Origin of the sequence: Desulfovibrio sp. (assembly GCA_016208105.1) — a bacterium.
Classification (GTDB): domain Bacteria; phylum Desulfobacterota; class Desulfovibrionia; order Desulfovibrionales; family Desulfovibrionaceae; genus Fundidesulfovibrio.
On sequence record JACQYS010000020.1, the window covers coordinates 53,785 to 71,295 of the forward strand.

Genomic DNA, 17,511 nt, shown 5'->3' on the forward strand with positions numbered 1-17,511 from the left:
GAGAGGCTTCATCATGCACGAAAGCGAACTGCCAGGCCAGCCCTGGCCCGACCTGAACACCGACCAGACCCGCATCCCGACGCTTGGGCCGGCCAAGATTCCCAACCCGCGCAAGAATTCACTGTTCGTGGACGATGAGCAAGGGGTTTTGGTGAACATCCTGCACGAACCGTCCGGAAAACGCCCCCGCCAGGTGGCCATGGAGCAGGCCGGTCCCCGCAGCCTCATCTATTTCGACCCGCCCAAGACCAAGTGCGCCATCGTGACCTGCGGCGGTCTCTGCCCGGGCATCAATGACGTGATCCGGTCCATCGTCATGGAGGCCCACCACGGATACAAGGTCTCCTCCATTCTCGGGGTGCGCTACGGTCTGGCCGGTTTCCTCCCCAAGAACAATCCCGACGTGACGGACCTCTCCCCGGCAACGGTGGCCGACATCCACGAATTCGGAGGGTCCGTGCTGGGCACCTCCCGGGGGCCTCAGGACCCTGAAGCCGTGGTGGACTCCCTGGAGCGCTTGAACGTCGGCGTCCTCTTCATGCTGGGCGGGGTCGGCACCATGCGCGCGGCCAGCGCTATCCGGGAAGTGACGGCCAAACGCAACCTGCGCATCGCCATCGTGTGCGTGCCCAAAACCATCGACAACGACATCCATTTCGTTTCGCGCACCTTCGGCTTCGACACAGCGGTGGAGAAAGCCATCGAAGCCATCCGCTGCGCCCACGTTGAGGCCACCGGCGCTCCTTACGGAATAGGAATGGTGAAGCTCATGGGCCGCGAATCCGGTTTCATCGCGGCAGCGGCCGCCCTGTCCATCAAGGAAGTGAACTTCGTTCTTGTTCCCGAACAGCCCTTCGAACTGGAAGGTCCGGGCGGATTCCTGACGGAACTGGAGGCCAGGCTCAAGAGGCGGGGCCACGCCGTGGTGGTGGTGGCCGAGGGGGCCGGCCAGCACCTGCTGCCGGAATCCGGCCTCAAGGACGCGTCCGGCAACAAGGTGCTGGGCGACATCTGCGGCCTGTTGCTTACCAAGATAAAGGCCTACTTCAAGGAAAGCCTACCCATAACCGTAAAGCACATAGACCCCAGCTACATCATCCGCTCGGTACCGGCCGGAGCCGCGGACAGGGCGCACTGCAACATGCTCGGCGCCATGGCCGTGCACGCCGGCATGGCCGGCAAGACCGGGCTCATGGTCAGCCAGATGCACGAGATTCCTGTGCACATCCCGCTTCCCCTGGTGACCATAGGGCGCAAGCGTGTGGATTTGAACACCAGCTACTGGCAGCAGGTGATGGATTCCACCGGGCAGAGCCAATCCAAGACCGGCTCTGGCGGCTAGGCTTCGCCGGCCCCGCCGGTCTTGACACCCCTGCCCTGCCGGGGTAGCCGGGCGGTGCCATTTCCGGCCGTTACGGAACAACGGTGAGAATCCGTGGCGGACCCGCCGCAGTAAGCGGAGACGATGCCCGCAAAGCCACTGTCCCTCTGGGATGGGAAGGGCGGGCAGAGGACGACCCGCGAGCCTGAAGACGAACGGCCGGACTCGTTTCGCGGATTGAACCCATGGTAACGGCAATCCCTTGTCCCATTTGCTGGGCCGAGGGATTTTTTCTTTGCACTCTCCAAGGCCACCGCCTTGCAAGACAAAAGGACACTCCATGCGCCAGCAGCTCGACTCTCTTCTTTCAGGCATCACCCCGGTGGACGAATCTCTTCGACCCAAAGGCCAGGCACACTTAGACGACCTCACCAAGCCCCAGGGGAGCCTGGGACGCCTGGAAGAGCTAGCCCTGCGCCTTTATCTCATTCAGGGCGGGGCGGCCCCTTCGGTTGATCCGACTGTGATCTTCACCTGCGCCGGGGACCATGGCGTGGCCGCCGAGGGCGTGAGCCTCTTTCCGCAGGAAGTCACCCGCCAGATGGTGCAGAATCTCGTCAATGGCGGGGCGGGCATCAACGTGCTGGCCAAACAGGCCGGGGCGGAACTCGTGGTGGTGGACGCGGGGAGCGCGGGAGGAACCTATCCGGATCATCCCAGGCTGGTGCAGGCCAAGGTGGCGCCGGGCACGGCCAACATGGCCAAAGGCCCGGCCATGACCATGGAGCAGTGTATCCAGGCCCTTACCCTGGGCGCCAATCTGGCCGCTGACGCGGCCGGCCGGGGCTGCCGCGCCCTGGGCACCGGCGACATGGGCATAGCCAACACCACGCCTTCCACAGCCATGTACTGCGCCTACCTGGGCCTTTCCCCTGGCGACATCACCGGCCCCGGCACCGGCCTTGATCCGAAGGGCGTGTCCCGCAAGGCGGCCGTTATCGCCAAGATTCTCGAGGTCAACAAAGATGCCGTCGATTCCGGAGATCCCCTTACGGTGCTGGCCGCCCTGGGCGGATTCGAGATCGCCTGCATCACCGGTCTCATTCTGGGGGGAGCGGCCAACAAGATGGCCGTGCTGGTGGACGGGTTCATCTCCACCGCCGCCTGCGTGGCGGCCATGAAGCTCGCCCCGGCAGCGGCCGACTACTGTTTCTTCAGCCACTCGTCCGCTGAGCCGGGGCATCAGGCAGTCATGAAGGCCCTGGGTTCAAAGCCCGTGCTGGACCTGGACCTGCGCCTGGGCGAAGGCACCGGCGCGGCCATGGCTCTCATGATCCTGCGTTGCGCCGCGGCCATATTCAACGAGATGGCCACGTTCTCCCAGGCGGGCGTCAGCCAATCCAACGAGTAAGGGAGTCGACAAATTCCAAAGGCGGGCATATAGTATGTAGAAGGACGGTCCCTAGGGACCGTCCCGAACAGCCCCCGGAGCCCGTCATGAACGACGCCCTGGTCCATATTGCCACGTATGACGGTCTGGTGCACTCACCAGACGCCATCGTCGCGCACCCGGCAGGGGACCCCACAGCCCATCCGCCGGGCCACGTCATCATACCCACTCCGCCCGCCGACCAAGTGTTCCATGTGATCCAGGAAGGAGTCACCGGACACATCATCAACGAATTGGTCTGATACTTCCGCAGGTTCGGGGGAGTTCCCGTTTTGCGCCGCTGTTTGAGCGGCCTGACGAGCTATTTTGGAATACGGGCCAGGCCCACGGTCACGAAAGACCAGGCCGACATCCCCCACATGCAAAGCCCCACCACCCAAAGGGCCGAACCCAGGCGGCCAAGAAAGCTGGCGAAGCGGACCAGCACGCAGGCCGCCATGCCTAGAATCGGGAACAGGTAGCGCCCCTGGGCCTGGAAATCGGACGTCCAGGAATGCCACAGGGATTGAAAGACCGTAAGACACGTGAACACAAGGAGCAGGCAGGCCATCACCCGCGCCTGCGGCCCGGCCCTCAGAAGGGCTGCGAACAGCACCACAGCGAAAGCGTCCAGGGCCCAGCCGATATAGCGGTAGAAGATGAGCGGGGCTTCGATGTCCATGGTCCCGTACTTCCCGAACGCGCTACGGAAGGTGAAGATATGCCACTTCCACTCCCCGGTGAACATCTCCACCAGGGTCACCCCCTTGCTGCGCATGCGCGAGCCCCAGAACCCCTCTCCCTTCTCCAGGGCGGAGGGTTTGAACTCGGCTGGAGCGATCTGCTCCGCCACCTTGGCTGCCGCGTCCACAGGCTGGTGCCGCACGATCCAGACATGCGCCCCGTAACGCGCGCAGAAGATAACCGCTGCCAGCCCCAGAACCAGCCCGGCCTGTTTCAGGCCAAGCAGGCATTTCTCGCGGTCGAACCAGGCCACCACCACCCAGGAACACACCAGAAAAGCCAGGAACACATAGTAGTTCTGCTTGGAGATGGCCAGAATGCCCAGGGTAGCGCCCAACAAGAGAAGTCGCCGGTGTTTTGTACCAGATTGTCTGGCCTGGCTGGGATCGACATCCTCAGCGTTTCGCACCAGCAAAAAGGCCGATATGAAGGTGAGAGCCAGAGGCAGGGCGTCCCCGTTGAAGTAACTGAAAACATACCACGCCTGGGGTGAAATATAGAGTGGCAGGAATCCGATGCGGTATCTGCCCGGCAGCTTCCAGGCCAGCACGGTGACAAGCACCAGGAGGCCGACGTTGAAGAGGCGCAGGGCAAGATAATCTTTTCCCACAAACGGCTTCACCAGGCAGGCGAACTTGCCGGCCACGAAATACACGGCGTCCAGCTGGTTCAGATAGGAAACACCGTAGTTGCTGTAGGCGCCCAAGGCCCTTTCATCGCCGATTTTCGGGGGGTCCCAGTATTCCATGTAATACTGGCCGGCGCCCACGTGGTCCTTTTCGTCCGGATGGGCGTTGAAAGCGCTTGAAAAGGCCATGGCAACCACCAGGGCCAGTGTCGCCGAGGTCAGCAGGAACCAGAGAACGGTCCAGACGTGCGTTGAGGCCAGCCGTGCCTGTGATCCGGAGGGAGGTAACACCTGACCTCCCGGAAGAGACTCGCTCCGGGCAGCGGTGCTCCCCGTGCCCGGCCCGGGATGGCCGGAATCGGTCTGCAGGCCGCCAGGGGCGTTGGCCACTACGCGGCTCCCGCTCCGTAGACGGCTGACAGAATCTCCGCCCCGCCCTGAGCCAGAACGTCCTCGGCAACAAGCTGGCCGAGCGTCCCGGCTTCGATGCGCGGGCCGGACCGTTCGGACCGGATGATCTTCTTGCCGTCGGGATCGGCCACCAGGCCGGTCAGCGTCACCACATGGCCATCCACGCGCCCGAACGCGGCGATGGGCACCTGGCAGCCGCCCTCAAGCCGGGCCAGAAAGGCCCGCTCGGCTGTGACCGCGTCGCGGGTCTCCATGTGGTCCAGAAAAGCGACCAGGTCGCGCACGCGCTTGTCTTCGGCGCGCTGTTCCAGGCACAAGGCGCCCTGGGCCACTGCCGGGATGAACCGGGGAGGACCCAGCCGGACCATGCACGGGGCGGTGATGTTCAGCCGGTTCAATCCGGCAGCGGCCACAACGATGGCGTCGTACTGGCCTTCCAGAAGCTTGTTCACCCGGGTGTCCAGGTTGCCGCGCAGCATGCGGATATCAAGATCTGGACGCAAGGCCAGCAGCTGGGCCTGGCGGCGCAGGCTCGAAGTGCCGATGGTCGCTCCATGGGGCAGCGCGTCCAGGCTTGCGTGCGAGGAGCTCAAGAGCATGTCCGCAAAGTCCTCGCGCTCAGGGATCGGCCCAAGAGCCAGGCCCTCGCGGCGCTCCACGGGCACGTCCTTCATGGAATGCACGGCCAGGTCGGCCCTGCCGTCGGCCAGCGCCTCCTCGATCTCCTTCACGAACAGGCCCTTCCCTCCGACCTTGGCCAGCGGGACGTCTAAAATCTTGTCCCCCTGGGTTTTCAGTATGAGCAGCTCGACCGAAAGTCCGGGATGACGCTCCTCGAGCAGAGATTTGATGTGGTTGGCCTGCCACAATGCCAGCTTGCTGCCCCGGGTGGCGATGGTGATTTTTACTTGCACGTGGCGCAGCTCCCGCCCGAACATCCGGCACATCCGCCACCGCCGGAAGATGCCGGAACCGTGCTCCCCTGGTAGCCGCCCGGGTTGTGGCCCGCACTGTGACGGCAGGCGCTCATGAGCTTCTTGGTATTTTCCGAGGAGCACTTGGGGCACGGCGGGGTGGCATCGCCGAAAACAAGCTCCTCGAAGTCGCAGCCGCATTTTTCGCAGCGGTATTCATAGATAGGCATTTCAACACTCCTTAGAAGTCAACTACGCCATCGCTTCGAGATACGGCTTCAGCTCCACGACGGCCTCGAAGAGATAATGGTCCGCCAGCTTGCACATCAGGTGTCCGCAGGCGATGTGGATCTCCTGGATATACGCCGTGACCGAATGCGGCACCAGAATGGCCAGATCGCTGAACTGGACGATCTCGCCGTTTTTACCGGTCATGCCCACAGTGGTCATTCCCTTTTGCCTGGCCTGGCGCATGGCGGCGATCACGTTGGGGCTGTTGCCCGACGTGGAAATACCCACCAGCACGTCTCCCGGGCTGCCCAGGGCCTGCACCTGCTTGGCAAAAACCTGATCGAACCCGTAGTCGTTGCCGATAGCGGTCAGTATGGACGAATCGGTGGTCAAGGCTATGGCCGGAAGGGGAGGACGCTCCAGCTGGAACCGGTTCACGAACTCCGCGGCCAGATGCTGGGCGTCGGCCGCCGAGCCTCCGTTGCCGCAGAACAGAATCTTGCCGCCCTTGGCCAGGCATATTGCCATGGTACGTCCCGCGGCCACAACGGTCTGGCTGTTTTCCCGAAAGAAACGCTCTCGCAGCTGTGTCCCTTCATTGGCGTACTCGGTCACCAATTCCATTGCGTCTTGGGTCATAATGGAATCTCCTGGATTTATCGGCCGGGGGCGGAAAATAGCGGAAACCCCCGAAGATGACAACGCTGGACGCTCGTTGCCGACACCTGTTGCCAGGATTTCTGTTCCAGGGTATTTAGCTGAACCTTTTTCCCGAGGTTCGAGTCTGTATTTTGCGCGGACGAGAAAGCGGTTCGCTGAGCGGAACGACGCACCTTTTCCGTTTCGCTGAGAGGAACGATCTTTCTTTTTGTCTCGCCAAGGGAAACAATGTAGTTTTTTTGCATTTTTGTACTTTTTTTTCACTGGCGGTTGCGGTATCTGAAGCGTGCCGCGCAATGCGTGGCTTGTGTTTTGGGGAGAGTCCTTGCTTTTGAGGAATTACGCCAACCCTAACCACAGGAGCGGTCAATGAAAAAACTCTTCGTTGCCTTGCTTATTGCGGCCTTCGCCTTCCCGGCGGCCGCCTTCGGTGCCGATACCATTAAAATCGGCTTCAACATCCCGCTTACCGGCGACATCCCCAAGGTCGGCGAAATGAGCAAGAACGCCGCCGAAATGCTCAAGGAAAAAGTCAACGGCGCCGGGGGACTGGACGTTGGCGGCAAGAAATACAAGCTCGAATTCGTTTACGTGGACAACGAGGCCAAGCCCGAATCCGCAGTGAACGCCGCATTGAAGCTCATCGAGGGCGAGAAGGTGCTGGCCATGGTCGGCCCGCAGGGTTCGGCCCGCGCCATCCCGGCCGCTGAAATCGCCAACAACAACAAGACCGTGATGGTCTCCGGCTGGTCCACCAACCCCAAGACCACCCAGGGCCGTCCCTTCGTTTTCCGCGCCTGCTTCCTGGATGATTTCCAGGGCCCCGTGGCCGCCAAGTTCGCCTCCGGGGAACTGAAGGCCAAGACCGCCGGCGTGCTCTACGACGTGGCCTCCGACTACCCCAAGGGCCTGGCCGAAGAGTTCAAGAAGGCCTTCGAGGGCATTAACGGCCCCGGCTCCGTGAAGGCTTTCGAAACCTTCACCACCAAGGACGTGGACTTCAAGGCCCAGCTGACCAAGATCATCAAGGCCAAGCCCGACGTCCTCTTTACCCCCCAGTACTACAACGAGGTTCCGCTGATCGTGAAGCAGGCCCGCGACCTGGGCTACAAGGGCCCCATCCTGGGTTCCGACTCCTGGGGTTCTGCCGAGCTCATGACCCTGTGCGGCGACGACTGCAAGGGCCAGTACTTCGTGACCCACTACGCCGCCGCCGGCGCCAAGGGTGCCACCAAGGAGTTCATCGACGCCTTCAATGCCAAGTTCAAGCAGGTTCCCGACGACGTGGGCGCCCTGACCTGGGACGCCACCGGCATGGTGCTGGCCGCCATCCAGAAGATGGGCGCCGTTTCCGGCGATCTGGCCAAGGACCGCGTGGCCCTGCGTGAAGCCATGTCCACCATGCGCGGCTTCGACGGCATCACCGGCAAAATGAGCTACGACGGCAAGACCGGCGACCCGGTCAAGTGCGCCGTGATCGTCAAGATCAACGAGAAGGGCGAATTCGCCTTCCACGAATCCGTCTGCCCGTAAGCGAGTGACCCTGGGCGCGGGGGAAGAGTTCCTCCGCGCCCGTTTTTCAGTTCTGGACCCAAAGGGTCCTCAATCCGTAAGCTTCGGGACAGGTCATGTTCGACACCCTCATCCAACAGGCGTTCAATGCGCTGCAGCAGGGAAGCATCTACGCCCTCATCGCCCTGGGCTACTGCCTGGTCTACGGCGTGCTGCTTCTGATCAACTTCGCCCACGGCGACATTTTCATGGTCGGAGCCTATATAGCCTTTTTCGTGGCCTCCACGGCCCTGGGCAAATACGGGCTTCTTCCTCCGGGCATGCCCAAGTGGGTTATCCTGGCAGCTACCGTGCCTCTCACAATGCTTCTCACCTCCGGGGTGGGTGTGTTCATAGAGAGGGTGGCCTACCGGCCACTCAGGCTCAAAGGCGCCAACAGGCTCTACGTGGTCATCACCGCGCTCATGATGGGCATCATCCTGGAATACGGGAACCTTTCCATCCTTGGGGCCAACAGGCTCTCGTTCCCCACGCTCACCCCCCGCATGATCTTCGAGCCTTTCGGCGCCAGGATAACCATCACCGAACTTTCGACCATCATCACCAGCTTCGCGGTCTTCGCGCTCCTGCAGTGGATCGTCACCAAGACCAAGCTGGGCATGGCCATGCGCGCGGTGTCCTACGACAAGTTCGCGGTCCCGCTCATGGGCATCCCCCTGGACGCGGTCATCGTGTTCACGTTCTTTCTGGGTTCGTCCATGGCCGGTCTGGCTGGCCTTCTCTACGCCATGAACTTCCCGGTGCTCGACCCCTTCATGGGAGCCATGGTGGGCTGGAAGGCCTTCGTGGCCGCGGTTGTGGGCGGCATCGGCGACATCCGGGGCGCATTCGTGGGCGGCTTCCTCATGGCCTTTCTTGAAGTGGCAGTGGTGGCCGCCAGCGACTACATCCCCTTCATCAAGCCTGAAATGCGCGACCTCGTCTCCTTCTCGGTGCTCCTTGTCATCCTGACGTTCAAGCCGACCGGCATTTTCGGCAAACCCAAAACCACCAAGATTTAGCCATGGGCAACCGCATAACCGTACCCACGGCGCTCGGCGCCCTGCTTATTCTCATGATGGCCATGGCCCAGGTGGGGGCGCTCTCCCAGTACATGCTCACCTTCTTGTGCAGCATGGGCATCTACATCATCTTGTCCGCCAGCCTGAACCTGGTGAACGGCTACATGGGAGAATTCTCCTGCGGCCACGCCGGATTCATGGCCGTGGGAGCCTACGCCTCCTCCATTGTCGGGGTGTTCCTCTTCGTGCCGGACCCGGTGTTCGGCCAGCCCTGGCTGCCCATGTCGCTTACGCCCTTCGCCTTCCCGCTCATCCTGGCCGTGGGCTTCGTCACCGCCGCCCTGGCCGGGCTCGTGGTGGCCATCCCCTCGTTCAAGACCCGGGGCGACTATCTGGCTGTCATCACCCTGGCCGCCGGCTACATCGTGAAAAGCGCCATCGAGAACATCGAGGCCGTTGGCGGCCCCAGGGGATTCATGGGCATGGGCAAGATCGTCCAGGGCATGGAGAGTCTGGCCGGAATTCCCTGGATGCTCGTCTGGATCTTCCTTGGGGTGACCTTCACCATCTGGATACTGCGCCGCTTCGTGTACTCCACCTACGGCAAGGGCGTCATGGCCATCCACCAGGACGAGGTGGCCGCCGAGATCATGAGTGTTGACACCAACAAGATGAAGCTCATCGCCTTCATGCTCTCCTCTGGCCTGGCCGGTCTGGCCGGAGGGCTCTACGCCTACCTGATCAGCTTCGTGAACCCGGCCTCCTTCACCATCCTGCGCTCCACCGAGTGTCTGGTCATGGTGTATCTGGGAGGCATGGGCTCGCTCACCGGCTCGGTGCTCGCGGCCATCGTGTTCGCCATCATGCTGGAGTTCTTGAAACCACTTGAGCAGCTCAAGTGGGTGGCCATCCCGCTGCTCCTTATTCTTCTTATGCAGTTCAGGCCCGAGGGAATCATGGGCAACCGCGAGCTTTCGGACATTTTCCCCAAACTCAAGCGCTTCTACAGGTTCAAATAGCCATGGCCCTGCTCGAAATAAAAGATCTCACCCAGCGCTTCGGCGGGCTCATCGCGGTCAACGACTTCGAGGTCGCCCTGGAAGGCCGGGAGCTGAATGCCCTCATCGGCCCCAACGGCGCGGGCAAGACCACCGTGTTCAACCTGGTGAGCGGCTTCTACCAGCCCACTTCCGGGTCCATCACCATAAACGGGGTGAACACCAAGGGCATGAAGCCCCACCAGGTGACGGCATTGGGCGTGGCCCGGACCTTCCAGAACATCCGCCTCTGGAACGACATGACCGTGCTCGACAACATCCGCGTCAGTCAGCACTACCGGCTGGGATACTCCCTGGCGGATTCGCTCCTGCGCACGCGCCGCTACGCGGACCGCGAGGCGGCCATCGAACGCACGGCCATGGAGCTTCTGGAATTCATGGGCATGAAGGAGCTGGCGGGCGAATTCCCGCCCAACCTCTCCTACGGCATCCAGCGCAAGGTGGAGATAGCCAGGGCGCTCTCCACCAAGCCCAAGCTTCTGCTCCTGGACGAGCCCGCCGCGGGCCTGCCTTCCACGGACGTGGTGGAACTCATCAAGCTCATCGGGTGGATCCACAAGGAATTCGATCTGGCCATCTGGATGATCGAACACCAGATGACCGTGGTCATGAGCCTGTGCCAGTGGATCAAGGTCATCGATTTCGGAGCCACCATCGCCGAAGGCAACCCCGAGGACATCCGCAACAATCCCACGGTCATCAAGGCCTACCTGGGAGACGAGGCCATCTGATGCTCACCGTCACCAATCTCAAGGTCAAATACGGCAATATCGAGGCGCTGCACGGGGTGAGCTTCACCGTGCAGAAGGGCGAAATCGTCACCCTCATCGGAGCCAACGGCGCTGGCAAGACCACCACCCTTCTCTCCATCGCCCGCCTGGGACCGCCAGAGGGACCGAAGGTGATCGAAGGCGACATCACCCTAAATGGCGAAAGCCTGCTCCCGGTTCCGCCGCACCAGGTGGTGGCCGACCTGCACATGGCTCTGGTTCCCGAAGGCCGCCACATCTTCGGCAACCTCTCGGTGATGGACAACCTCACCCTGGCCACCTACGCCCGCAAGGACAAGGACCGCCTGGATAAGGACCGGGACTTCGTGTTCGAGCTGTTTCCAAGGCTCAGCGAACGCCGCAAGCAACGGGCCGAATCCCTTTCCGGCGGCGAACAGCAGATGCTGGCCGTTGGCCGGGCGCTCATGTCCGCTGCGGATTTCATTATGCTGGACGAGCCCAGCATGGGCCTGGCCCCGCTCTTGATGTACGACATGTTCCGCACCCTGAAGAAACTCAACCAGCAGGGCATGACCATCCTGCTCGTGGAACAGAACGCCCGCCTGGCCCTGGACTTCGCCCACAGAGGTTACGTTCTGGATACCGGGCGCATTGTGGCCGAAGGGTCCTGCGACGAACTGCGGGACAACCCCGAGGTGAAGAAGGCGTATCTCGGCGGTTAGGAAACTTCGGTTCGGGTTCTCCGGATGAACGTGTCCCGGACAGACACGTCGAAACGGCTGCGCTCCAAGGCAAGACATGACACAGGACCAGTCACCGCTCGAAGCCATGACTCCATTCGCCCCGCTAGGCCGCATAACCGACGAGCAGTGCGTCAGCCTGATCGGCATCGCCGGGGCAGGAAAGTCCACCCTGGGCAAGGCCCTGGCCGAGCGGCTGGGTTGGGCCCACCTGGATACCGACCGCCTGATCGAGGCCACCTGGGGCCAACCCCTACAGATGATCATGGACCAGCAGGGCCTCAAGAGCTTTCTCTCCATGGAAGAGGCCGTGGTGTCCATTCTCGGGGTCAAACGCACGGTCATCTCCACGGGCGGCAGCGTGGTGTACAGCCGCAAGGCTGTTGAGCGCCTGAAATCACTCGGCCCGGTGATCCACCTTCGCATCGAACTCGACACCTTCCTGGACCGCGTCAAGGACGCCTCGGGCCGGGCCTTCGTGCGCCCGGACGGGCGGAGCCTGGCCGACGTGTACGCCGAACGGGAGCCCTTGTACCTTGAGGCGTGCGATTTTCACGTGTGCACGGATGCGACCGGGCTTGACGAGTGCGTGAACGAATGCGCCGACAAGCTCGCGGAGATTTTGACGAAAGGATGACCGGGGCTTTGCCCCGAACCCCACCGGGGGGAAAGCCTCCCCCCGGACCCCGGCAATGGCTTCGTCCCCCTCGGTGTCTGGCCGTTGCAGCGCGAAGCCATACGGGTGTCCAGAGGGCTGCACAATTTCGCAGGAAAGCGAAATTGGACGCTGCGAAGCAGCGCCCGCAGGGCGAGGGCCAGGATGGCCCGAGTCAACCCTTTGGCCGCCGGAGGCCTCCCCCCTATGAACCTTCTCGCTCTCGTCCTGATGCTCCTTCTTGCCCCTGTGGCCTCCTTCGCAGCCTCCCCGGATGCGGCCACGCTCCTCAAGAAACAGCTCCCTCCCCTCATCAAGAAGCAAATGGCCCTTAATATGGTCAAGGGCCTGTCCATTGCCGTGGTCTCGGATCAGCGCGTGGTCTGGTCCCAGGGATTCGGCTTTGCCGACGAAGCTGCCAAGATCCCGGCCACGCCGGATACTGTCTACCGGGTGGGCTCCATCTCCAAGGTCGTCACGTCCATGCGCGTCTTGCAACTGGCCGATGCCGGTCTGGTGGACATCGACGCGGACGTGCGCCGCTATGTGCCGGAATTCTCCATCCACAATAGATTCGCGCTTTCCCCGGTCATCACCCCGCGCATGCTCATGAGCCACCATTCCGGCCTGCCCACTGACGTGGTGGCCGGCATGTGGTCCGAAAACCCAGCGAGCTTGGCCGAATACGTGCCGGCCATGGCCCGCGAATCCATGGCCAGCCCCCCGGCCACCCAGTGGCGGTATTCCAACATGGCGTTCAGCCTGCTCGGGCGCATGATCGAAAAAGTGGATGGCGTGGCCTTCAACGATTCCATGCGACGCGGACTCTTGCAGCCCCTTGGCATGACCGATTCCAGTTACGTGATGACCAATGATCTGCTCCCACGCTATGCCAAGGGGTATCGCGGCGGCAGTGAGGCCCCGCGTCCCACCCTGCGGGACCAGCCGACCGGCTCCCTCTTTTCCACCGTAACCGACCTGGGACGTCTGATGAGCTCGGTGTTCGCAGACGGACGCGGAATCATCTCCCGCGACGCGCTTACCGAAATGCGCCGGGCGCAATACCCTGGCCTGCCCCTGGATTTCGGCCATGTTATGGGTCTTGGCTGGATGCTCTCCGGCATGACCATGGCCGACGGCCGCTCCCTTGCCTGGCACGGCGGGGCGGCAATCCCCTTCCAGGCCTTCCTGGCCATTGACCCGGAAGCCAAGCTGGGGGTGGTCATCCTGACCAATTCCGAAGAAGCGTCCCGCTTTATTTCCACGGTTGCGGCCAAGGCCTTGGAAATCTCTCTGGAGGCCCAAACCGGGCGCAGGCCGCCGCTCCCGGCCAGGAGCAAAAAGCCGGTTCCAGTGGCTCTCCCCCGGGATGAACTTGTCCGTTATATCGGCGACTATGCCACCTTCGGAGCCCAGCTCGGGTCCGTGTGGCTGGACGGCGGGGAACTCAAGATATGGCTGTGGGACCGCAAGGTGGATCTTGTTCCAATAGCACGCTCTCGGTTTTTGCCCAAGCAGGAAGTCTTTTTCGGGCTGGCCACACGGGCCATGCCGGATTTGTCCTTTGAATTCGTAGCGGCCGAAGGTCGGGAAGCGCTCGTGCTGCACGGACACGCCATGCCTTACCCTTTCGAAAGAATCGTCCATCGGCCGGTCCCCGAAGCATGGGAAGGCCGGATCGGGAAATACGCCACGGACCAGCCCGGCGAGGGCATCTGCTACAAAGGTCTGGAACTTACAAAGAAGGATGGTCTCCTGGTGGCCAAGATCGCCGTTTCCTCAGGCGTGGCAGGTACGCCGACCGCCCAGGCCGAGTTTCCCCTGGTACCGGTTTCGGACCACGAGGCCGTCATCGGCGGTATAGGCACTGGAACGGGAGCTGTCGTACGGGCGGAAGGCGGCGGATTGTACCACTCCGGCTACGATTTCCGGCGGATTCAATAGCAGGCGAGTGTCACCGCATTTTTCCTGAGGCTGTCGGTGCTTCTCCCAAACGCTGGACATTTCTCCTGGATAAGGGTTTATTGATGCGAATACGGGTTCATATGCGGTGAGGCTTTACTTTTTAGGCGGAGACATCGGGTCTGCTCGAGTAGTTCACTACCTATTGTCGGTGATGGCGCTATGCCAATGCATTTGACTGACACCTCGTGCGGACCTTCCCTGTGCGGCACCATTTCTTGCTTCTTCGTGAACGGGAAATGAGGGGAGAGCTAACTCCATGCCAGCACCCTTCTCCTGGTCCATCCGCAAAAGCCTGACCGTCATCGTGCTTCTGGCCACATTGCCGGCCATGGCCATTATTGCCATAACCGGTTTGGAGAGCAAAAAGCACGCTGAGCAGGTTGCCCGTGAAAAGACATTGAGCTTGGTTCGAAGCCTCGCCGTCATGCAGGTGAATGTTGCCAACGAAGCTCAGGCCCTTTTGAACGCCTTAGCACGCACTCCAGCGGTAAAAAATTTAGACGCACAATCCTGCAACGCCCTATTCTCTGAGCTACATAAGGGGCGATACAACTTCATAAACCTTCTACTTGCAAAACCTGACGGCTCTGTAATAGCGTCTGGCATCCCACAGTGGTCTGATTATTAGCAGAGGAGTATTTGAACCAGTTCAGGTTTACATATACCCTGTACTAGGCACTGACAACAACATTGAAAGCGCTCTTGCACTTGCTTTATCTCCAAATAAACTCAGCGATCTCCTCACCCATTATGCACTTCCGGAAGGTTCCAGAGTTACATTTGTCGACTCTACAGGCATCCGCATGTTTGCTTATCCTGAACACGAAATGTTCCCTATTGGAAAACCCTCTCACAAACAAAACTGGGAGATCATAAACAATCTCCCTGAGGATGAAGGGACGTTCTCCGGCATCAACCTCAGCAATGAAAAGGTTCTGTTCGCCTATTCCCGCCTGAGACTCACACCATCCTCCCCGCCATACATGACCATTACGGCCTCAATCCCTGAAGTGAGCGTATTCAGAGAAGCCAAAACTCTCCTTCTGCGGAACGTGGTTTTGCTCGCGCTGACAGCTGCCATGGCGCTCATCATCACCTGGCTTATCGGAAACGCGGCGATTCTGCGCGGCTTGAGCGGGCTCATGTCTGCCACCTCCCGGCTTGGAGCCGGAGATCTGACAGCTCGGGCAGACACCAGGCAAGGGAGCAGTGAATTTCGAACCCTGGCCGTCACTTTCAACGAAATGGCATTGGCACTGGAAACAAGGCAGGACGAGCTAAGAGAATCGGCGGACACCATCAACGCCATGCGCATCATGCTCAACAACATCCTGGAATCCATGCCTTCCGCCATCATAGGGTTGGACAAGGACGATCTGGTCACCCACTGGAACAGCGGAGCGGAAAAGCTCAGTGGCAAACCAAGAGAGGCTGCGCTGGGCAAGCACCTGGAGGCGGTCTTTCCGTGGCTGTCAGGCCAGGTGCGCACCCAGAAGCGAGCCCGCAACGCGCCTCCCTTGGCGCTGGAAAAGCTCCGTTTCCCCGGGGGGAGCGACATCCAGTACGTGGACGTACTGGCTTATCCTCTGACGTCCAACGGGGTGGAAGGCGCGGTGGTCCGCATCGACGATGTCACCCGCCGGGTTCAGTTGGAAGAGATGATGGTGCAGAGCGAAAAAATGTCCACTGTGGGCAGCCTGGCCGCCGGCATGGCCCACGACATAAACAACCCCCTGGCCGGGATTCTCCAGTCGGTCCAGAACATCCAACGCCGGGTATCGCCAGACCTTTCACCCAACATCAAGGCGGCAGAAGCCGCAGGCTGTGACATCAACACCATCAGGACGTATCTTGATTCGAGGGAAATCCTGTCATTCCTCTCGGCTATCAAGGAATCAGGCGAGCGGGCCAGCACTATCGTCAAGAACATGCTGGGCTTTATTAGGAGAAGCTCCTCCGACCATATCCCATACTCTCTGGCGGAACTTGTGGACCGCACCGTGACCATTGCGGCTACTGATTACGACCTGAAAAAGCAATACGATTTCCGGGGCATCGAGATCGTCCGGGAGTATCAGCCGGACATGCCCAAAGTTCTGTGCTCCCCTTCGGAAGTGGAACAAGTTGTCTACAACTTGCTGACCAACGCTGCCCAAGCAATGAGTGCTCCCCCGGGGACCGGCAGACCGCCAAAGCTAATCCTCCGAGTTCATCAGAACGAACTCTGCAGCGTGATCGAAGTGGAGGACAACGGACCGGGTATGAGTGATGACGTGCGCAAGCGGGTGTTCGAACCCATGTTCAGCACCAAGGCTCCCGGTGAAGGAACTGGGCTTGGCCTCGCCGTGGCCTATTTCATCGTGGTCAACTCGTATAAAGGTGAGATACTCGTGGAGTCGGAGCCGGGACGAGGCACGCGGTTCATCGTGCGCTTCCCCACAAAGCCTCAGTCCCCATCGGAAGAACCGACCACCTGACCGGCCCGCACCTTCGACCGCGCATAAAAAAACTCCCGTGCCGCGTCCATGAAGGCCTCAGCCGCTGGCGAGAGCCATCGCTCGTCATGGCGCACGAGAGACACCGGCGCCAGAAGCGGTCCACCCGCCCATTCCAGCAGGGCCAAGCGCCCCTGCCGGACCTCCTCTTCCACCATGAACTCAGGCACCACCGAAAGACCGAGCCCCGCCATCACGCAGTGTATGACGATCCCCACGCTGTTGCATTCCACCAAGCCGGACAGGGATACCCCGGCCTCGAGAAGCGCTTCCTCAATAAGCGGGCGGGCGCTCCAGACGTACCGGGTAAGAAACAAGGTCATGCCCTTAAGATCCGCTGGCCGCACCGTGTGGCATCCGGACAGCTCCGAGCCCGGCGGAGCGATAACGGCCAGCCTTTCCCTGCAAAGGATCTCGACGCTTAAGTGCGGAGCCGCGAAAAGCTCGCCTATGAGAAGGGCCACATCGGTGCCTCTCTGCTTCAGATCGTGGGCCAGTTCCTGGCGCAAAGCCCGCCCCAGCGTGAGGCGGGTGTCCGGGAACTGCTCGCGAAACCTGGCCAGCATCCAGGGCAGGCACAATATTCCCAGGCTCTCGGAAACCCGCACGGACAGTTCTCCAGCCCCTTCGCCACCTTGAGAGAGAATCCTGCGCGTCTCCGCTTCCAGGTCAACCAGCCGCCGGGCATGGTGCAAGAGCCTCTGCCCGAATTCGGTGATCAAGATGGTGCGCCCCACCCGGTCGAACACGGGGGTGCCCAGTTCGGCCTCCAGAGCCTGAATCTGGGCGGTCACTGTGGATGGCGCATAGTGGAGGCTCTCGGCGGCCTTGCGAAAGGAGTTCCCTGCCACAACGGCCAAGAACGTTTTCAAGAGGTGGAGGTCCAGCATTGTTCGATTTTCCTGAATAGATGGTTCACGATTATTCGCTTGTTTCAACCTGTGCCAGAAGATAGA

At 61.2% G+C, this 17,511-nt stretch carries 17 protein-coding genes and 1 riboswitch; of the genes, 12 read left to right on the forward strand and 5 right to left on the reverse strand.

Translation table 11 applies throughout. The features are described 5' to 3' along the window. Nucleotides 1-13: 13 nt before the first annotated feature. The 3 genes from HY795_11970 to HY795_11980 all read left to right on the forward strand — a co-directional run bounded on the left by HY795_11970 (nucleotide 14) and on the right by HY795_11980 (nucleotide 3,013). A complete protein-coding gene (locus tag HY795_11970; GenBank protein MBI4805941.1) occupies nucleotides 14-1,342 on the forward strand; it encodes an ATP-dependent 6-phosphofructokinase in 1,329 nt (442 codons plus the stop codon). A gap of 74 nt (nucleotides 1,343-1,416) precedes the next feature. Further along, nucleotides 1,417-1,534: riboswitch (cobalamin riboswitch) on the forward strand. Between the two features lie 127 nt (nucleotides 1,535-1,661). Continuing rightward, a complete protein-coding gene (cobT, locus tag HY795_11975; GenBank protein MBI4805942.1) occupies nucleotides 1,662-2,732 on the forward strand; it encodes a nicotinate-nucleotide--dimethylbenzimidazole phosphoribosyltransferase in 1,071 nt (356 codons plus the stop codon). 86 nt (nucleotides 2,733-2,818) lie between these two features. Further along, complete coding sequence (locus HY795_11980; GenBank protein MBI4805943.1) at nucleotides 2,819-3,013, forward strand: hypothetical protein; 195 nt, start codon at nucleotides 2,819-2,821, stop codon at nucleotides 3,011-3,013. A 59-nt stretch (nucleotides 3,014-3,072) separates the two neighbouring features. On the opposite strand, the gene HY795_11985 is transcribed toward HY795_11980, so the two are convergent. Genes HY795_11985 through HY795_12000 form a run of 4 tightly spaced genes read right to left on the reverse strand, consistent with a single transcriptional unit; the run spans nucleotide 3,073 to nucleotide 6,317 of the window. Then, nucleotides 3,073-4,512 carry a DUF2142 domain-containing protein gene (locus tag HY795_11985; GenBank protein ID MBI4805944.1) on the reverse strand — a complete coding sequence of 480 codons (1,440 nt, stop codon included), beginning with the start codon at nucleotides 4,510-4,512 and terminating at the stop codon, nucleotides 3,073-3,075. Then, complete coding sequence (gene hemC / locus HY795_11990) at nucleotides 4,512-5,447, reverse strand: hydroxymethylbilane synthase (protein MBI4805945.1); 936 nt, start codon at nucleotides 5,445-5,447, stop codon at nucleotides 4,512-4,514. The genes HY795_11985 and hemC overlap by 1 nt, the downstream gene beginning before the upstream one ends. Then, nucleotides 5,438-5,677, reverse strand: a complete 240-nt coding sequence (locus tag HY795_11995) for a zinc ribbon domain-containing protein (protein ID MBI4805946.1) — start codon at nucleotides 5,675-5,677, stop codon at nucleotides 5,438-5,440. The genes hemC and HY795_11995 overlap by 10 nt, the downstream gene beginning before the upstream one ends. 22 nt (nucleotides 5,678-5,699) lie before the next feature. Continuing rightward, nucleotides 5,700-6,317, reverse strand: a complete 618-nt coding sequence (locus tag HY795_12000) for a D-sedoheptulose 7-phosphate isomerase (protein MBI4805947.1) — start codon at nucleotides 6,315-6,317, stop codon at nucleotides 5,700-5,702. 390 nt (nucleotides 6,318-6,707) lie between these two features. Here HY795_12000 and HY795_12005 point away from each other — a divergent pair, with 390 nt between their 5' ends. The 9 genes from HY795_12005 to HY795_12045 all read left to right on the forward strand — a co-directional run bounded on the left by HY795_12005 (nucleotide 6,708) and on the right by HY795_12045 (nucleotide 16,537). Beyond that, entirely contained in the window at nucleotides 6,708-7,871 is a 1,164-nt protein-coding gene (locus HY795_12005; GenBank protein MBI4805948.1) for an ABC transporter substrate-binding protein, read from the forward strand. A gap of 95 nt (nucleotides 7,872-7,966) precedes the next feature. Continuing rightward, nucleotides 7,967-8,911, forward strand: a complete 945-nt coding sequence (locus HY795_12010) for a branched-chain amino acid ABC transporter permease (protein MBI4805949.1) — start codon at nucleotides 7,967-7,969, stop codon at nucleotides 8,909-8,911. Nucleotides 8,912-8,913: 2 nt separating this feature from the next. Then, nucleotides 8,914-9,930, forward strand: a complete 1,017-nt coding sequence (locus HY795_12015; GenBank protein ID MBI4805950.1) for a branched-chain amino acid ABC transporter permease — start codon at nucleotides 8,914-8,916, stop codon at nucleotides 9,928-9,930. Nucleotides 9,931-9,932: 2 nt separating this feature from the next. Continuing rightward, nucleotides 9,933-10,700 (forward strand): ABC transporter ATP-binding protein, encoded by a 768-nt coding sequence (locus tag HY795_12020; GenBank protein ID MBI4805951.1) that lies wholly within the window; start codon nucleotides 9,933-9,935, stop codon nucleotides 10,698-10,700. Beyond that, nucleotides 10,697-11,422: an ABC transporter ATP-binding protein gene (locus tag HY795_12025; protein MBI4805952.1), complete on the forward strand. Its 726-nt coding sequence runs from the start codon at nucleotides 10,697-10,699 to the stop codon at nucleotides 11,420-11,422. Before HY795_12020 ends, HY795_12025 begins: the two co-directional genes overlap by 4 nt. A 106-nt stretch (nucleotides 11,423-11,528) precedes the next feature. Continuing rightward, nucleotides 11,529-12,077 carry an AAA family ATPase gene (locus HY795_12030; GenBank protein ID MBI4805953.1) on the forward strand — a complete coding sequence of 183 codons (549 nt, stop codon included), beginning with the start codon at nucleotides 11,529-11,531 and terminating at the stop codon, nucleotides 12,075-12,077. 225 nt (nucleotides 12,078-12,302) lie between these two features. Beyond that, complete coding sequence (locus tag HY795_12035; protein ID MBI4805954.1) at nucleotides 12,303-14,039, forward strand: beta-lactamase family protein; 1,737 nt, start codon at nucleotides 12,303-12,305, stop codon at nucleotides 14,037-14,039. A 277-nt stretch (nucleotides 14,040-14,316) separates the two neighbouring features. Then, nucleotides 14,317-14,688, forward strand: a complete 372-nt coding sequence (locus HY795_12040; protein MBI4805955.1) for a hypothetical protein — start codon at nucleotides 14,317-14,319, stop codon at nucleotides 14,686-14,688. A gap of 199 nt (nucleotides 14,689-14,887) precedes the next feature. Continuing rightward, on the forward strand, nucleotides 14,888-16,537 hold the full coding sequence (locus HY795_12045) for a PAS domain-containing protein (GenBank protein MBI4805956.1): 1,650 nt from the start codon (nucleotides 14,888-14,890) through the stop codon (nucleotides 16,535-16,537). On the opposite strand, the gene HY795_12050 is transcribed toward HY795_12045, so the two are convergent. After that, entirely contained in the window at nucleotides 16,507-17,445 is a 939-nt protein-coding gene (locus HY795_12050; protein ID MBI4805957.1) for a LysR family transcriptional regulator, read from the reverse strand. The genes HY795_12045 and HY795_12050 overlap by 31 nt on opposite strands. Between the last annotated feature and the right edge of the window lie 66 nt (nucleotides 17,446-17,511).

Excerpts from the sequence above, each read along its gene's own strand:
- HY795_11970 (MBI4805941.1), top strand. The coding sequence starts at position 14 with ATGCACGAAAGCGAACTGCCAGGCCAGCCCTGGCCCGACCTGAACACC.
- cobT (MBI4805942.1), top strand. The coding sequence starts at position 1,662 with ATGCGCCAGCAGCTCGACTCTCTTCTTTCAGGCATCACCCCGGTGGAC.
- HY795_11980 (MBI4805943.1), top strand. The coding sequence starts at position 2,819 with ATGAACGACGCCCTGGTCCATATTGCCACGTATGACGGTCTGGTGCAC.
- HY795_11995 (MBI4805946.1), bottom strand. The coding sequence starts at position 5,677 with ATGCCTATCTATGAATACCGCTGCGAAAAATGCGGCTGCGACTTCGAG.
- HY795_12000 (MBI4805947.1), bottom strand. The coding sequence starts at position 6,317 with ATGACCCAAGACGCAATGGAATTGGTGACCGAGTACGCCAATGAAGGG.
- HY795_12005 (MBI4805948.1), top strand. The coding sequence starts at position 6,708 with ATGAAAAAACTCTTCGTTGCCTTGCTTATTGCGGCCTTCGCCTTCCCG.
- HY795_12010 (MBI4805949.1), top strand. The coding sequence starts at position 7,967 with ATGTTCGACACCCTCATCCAACAGGCGTTCAATGCGCTGCAGCAGGGA.
- HY795_12015 (MBI4805950.1), top strand. The coding sequence starts at position 8,914 with ATGGGCAACCGCATAACCGTACCCACGGCGCTCGGCGCCCTGCTTATT.
- HY795_12020 (MBI4805951.1), top strand. The coding sequence starts at position 9,933 with ATGGCCCTGCTCGAAATAAAAGATCTCACCCAGCGCTTCGGCGGGCTC.
- HY795_12030 (MBI4805953.1), top strand. The coding sequence starts at position 11,529 with ATGACTCCATTCGCCCCGCTAGGCCGCATAACCGACGAGCAGTGCGTC.
- HY795_12035 (MBI4805954.1), top strand. The coding sequence starts at position 12,303 with ATGAACCTTCTCGCTCTCGTCCTGATGCTCCTTCTTGCCCCTGTGGCC.
- HY795_12040 (MBI4805955.1), top strand. The coding sequence starts at position 14,317 with ATGCCAGCACCCTTCTCCTGGTCCATCCGCAAAAGCCTGACCGTCATC.
- HY795_12045 (MBI4805956.1), top strand. The coding sequence starts at position 14,888 with ATGTTCCCTATTGGAAAACCCTCTCACAAACAAAACTGGGAGATCATA.
- HY795_12050 (MBI4805957.1), bottom strand. The coding sequence starts at position 17,445 with ATGCTGGACCTCCACCTCTTGAAAACGTTCTTGGCCGTTGTGGCAGGG.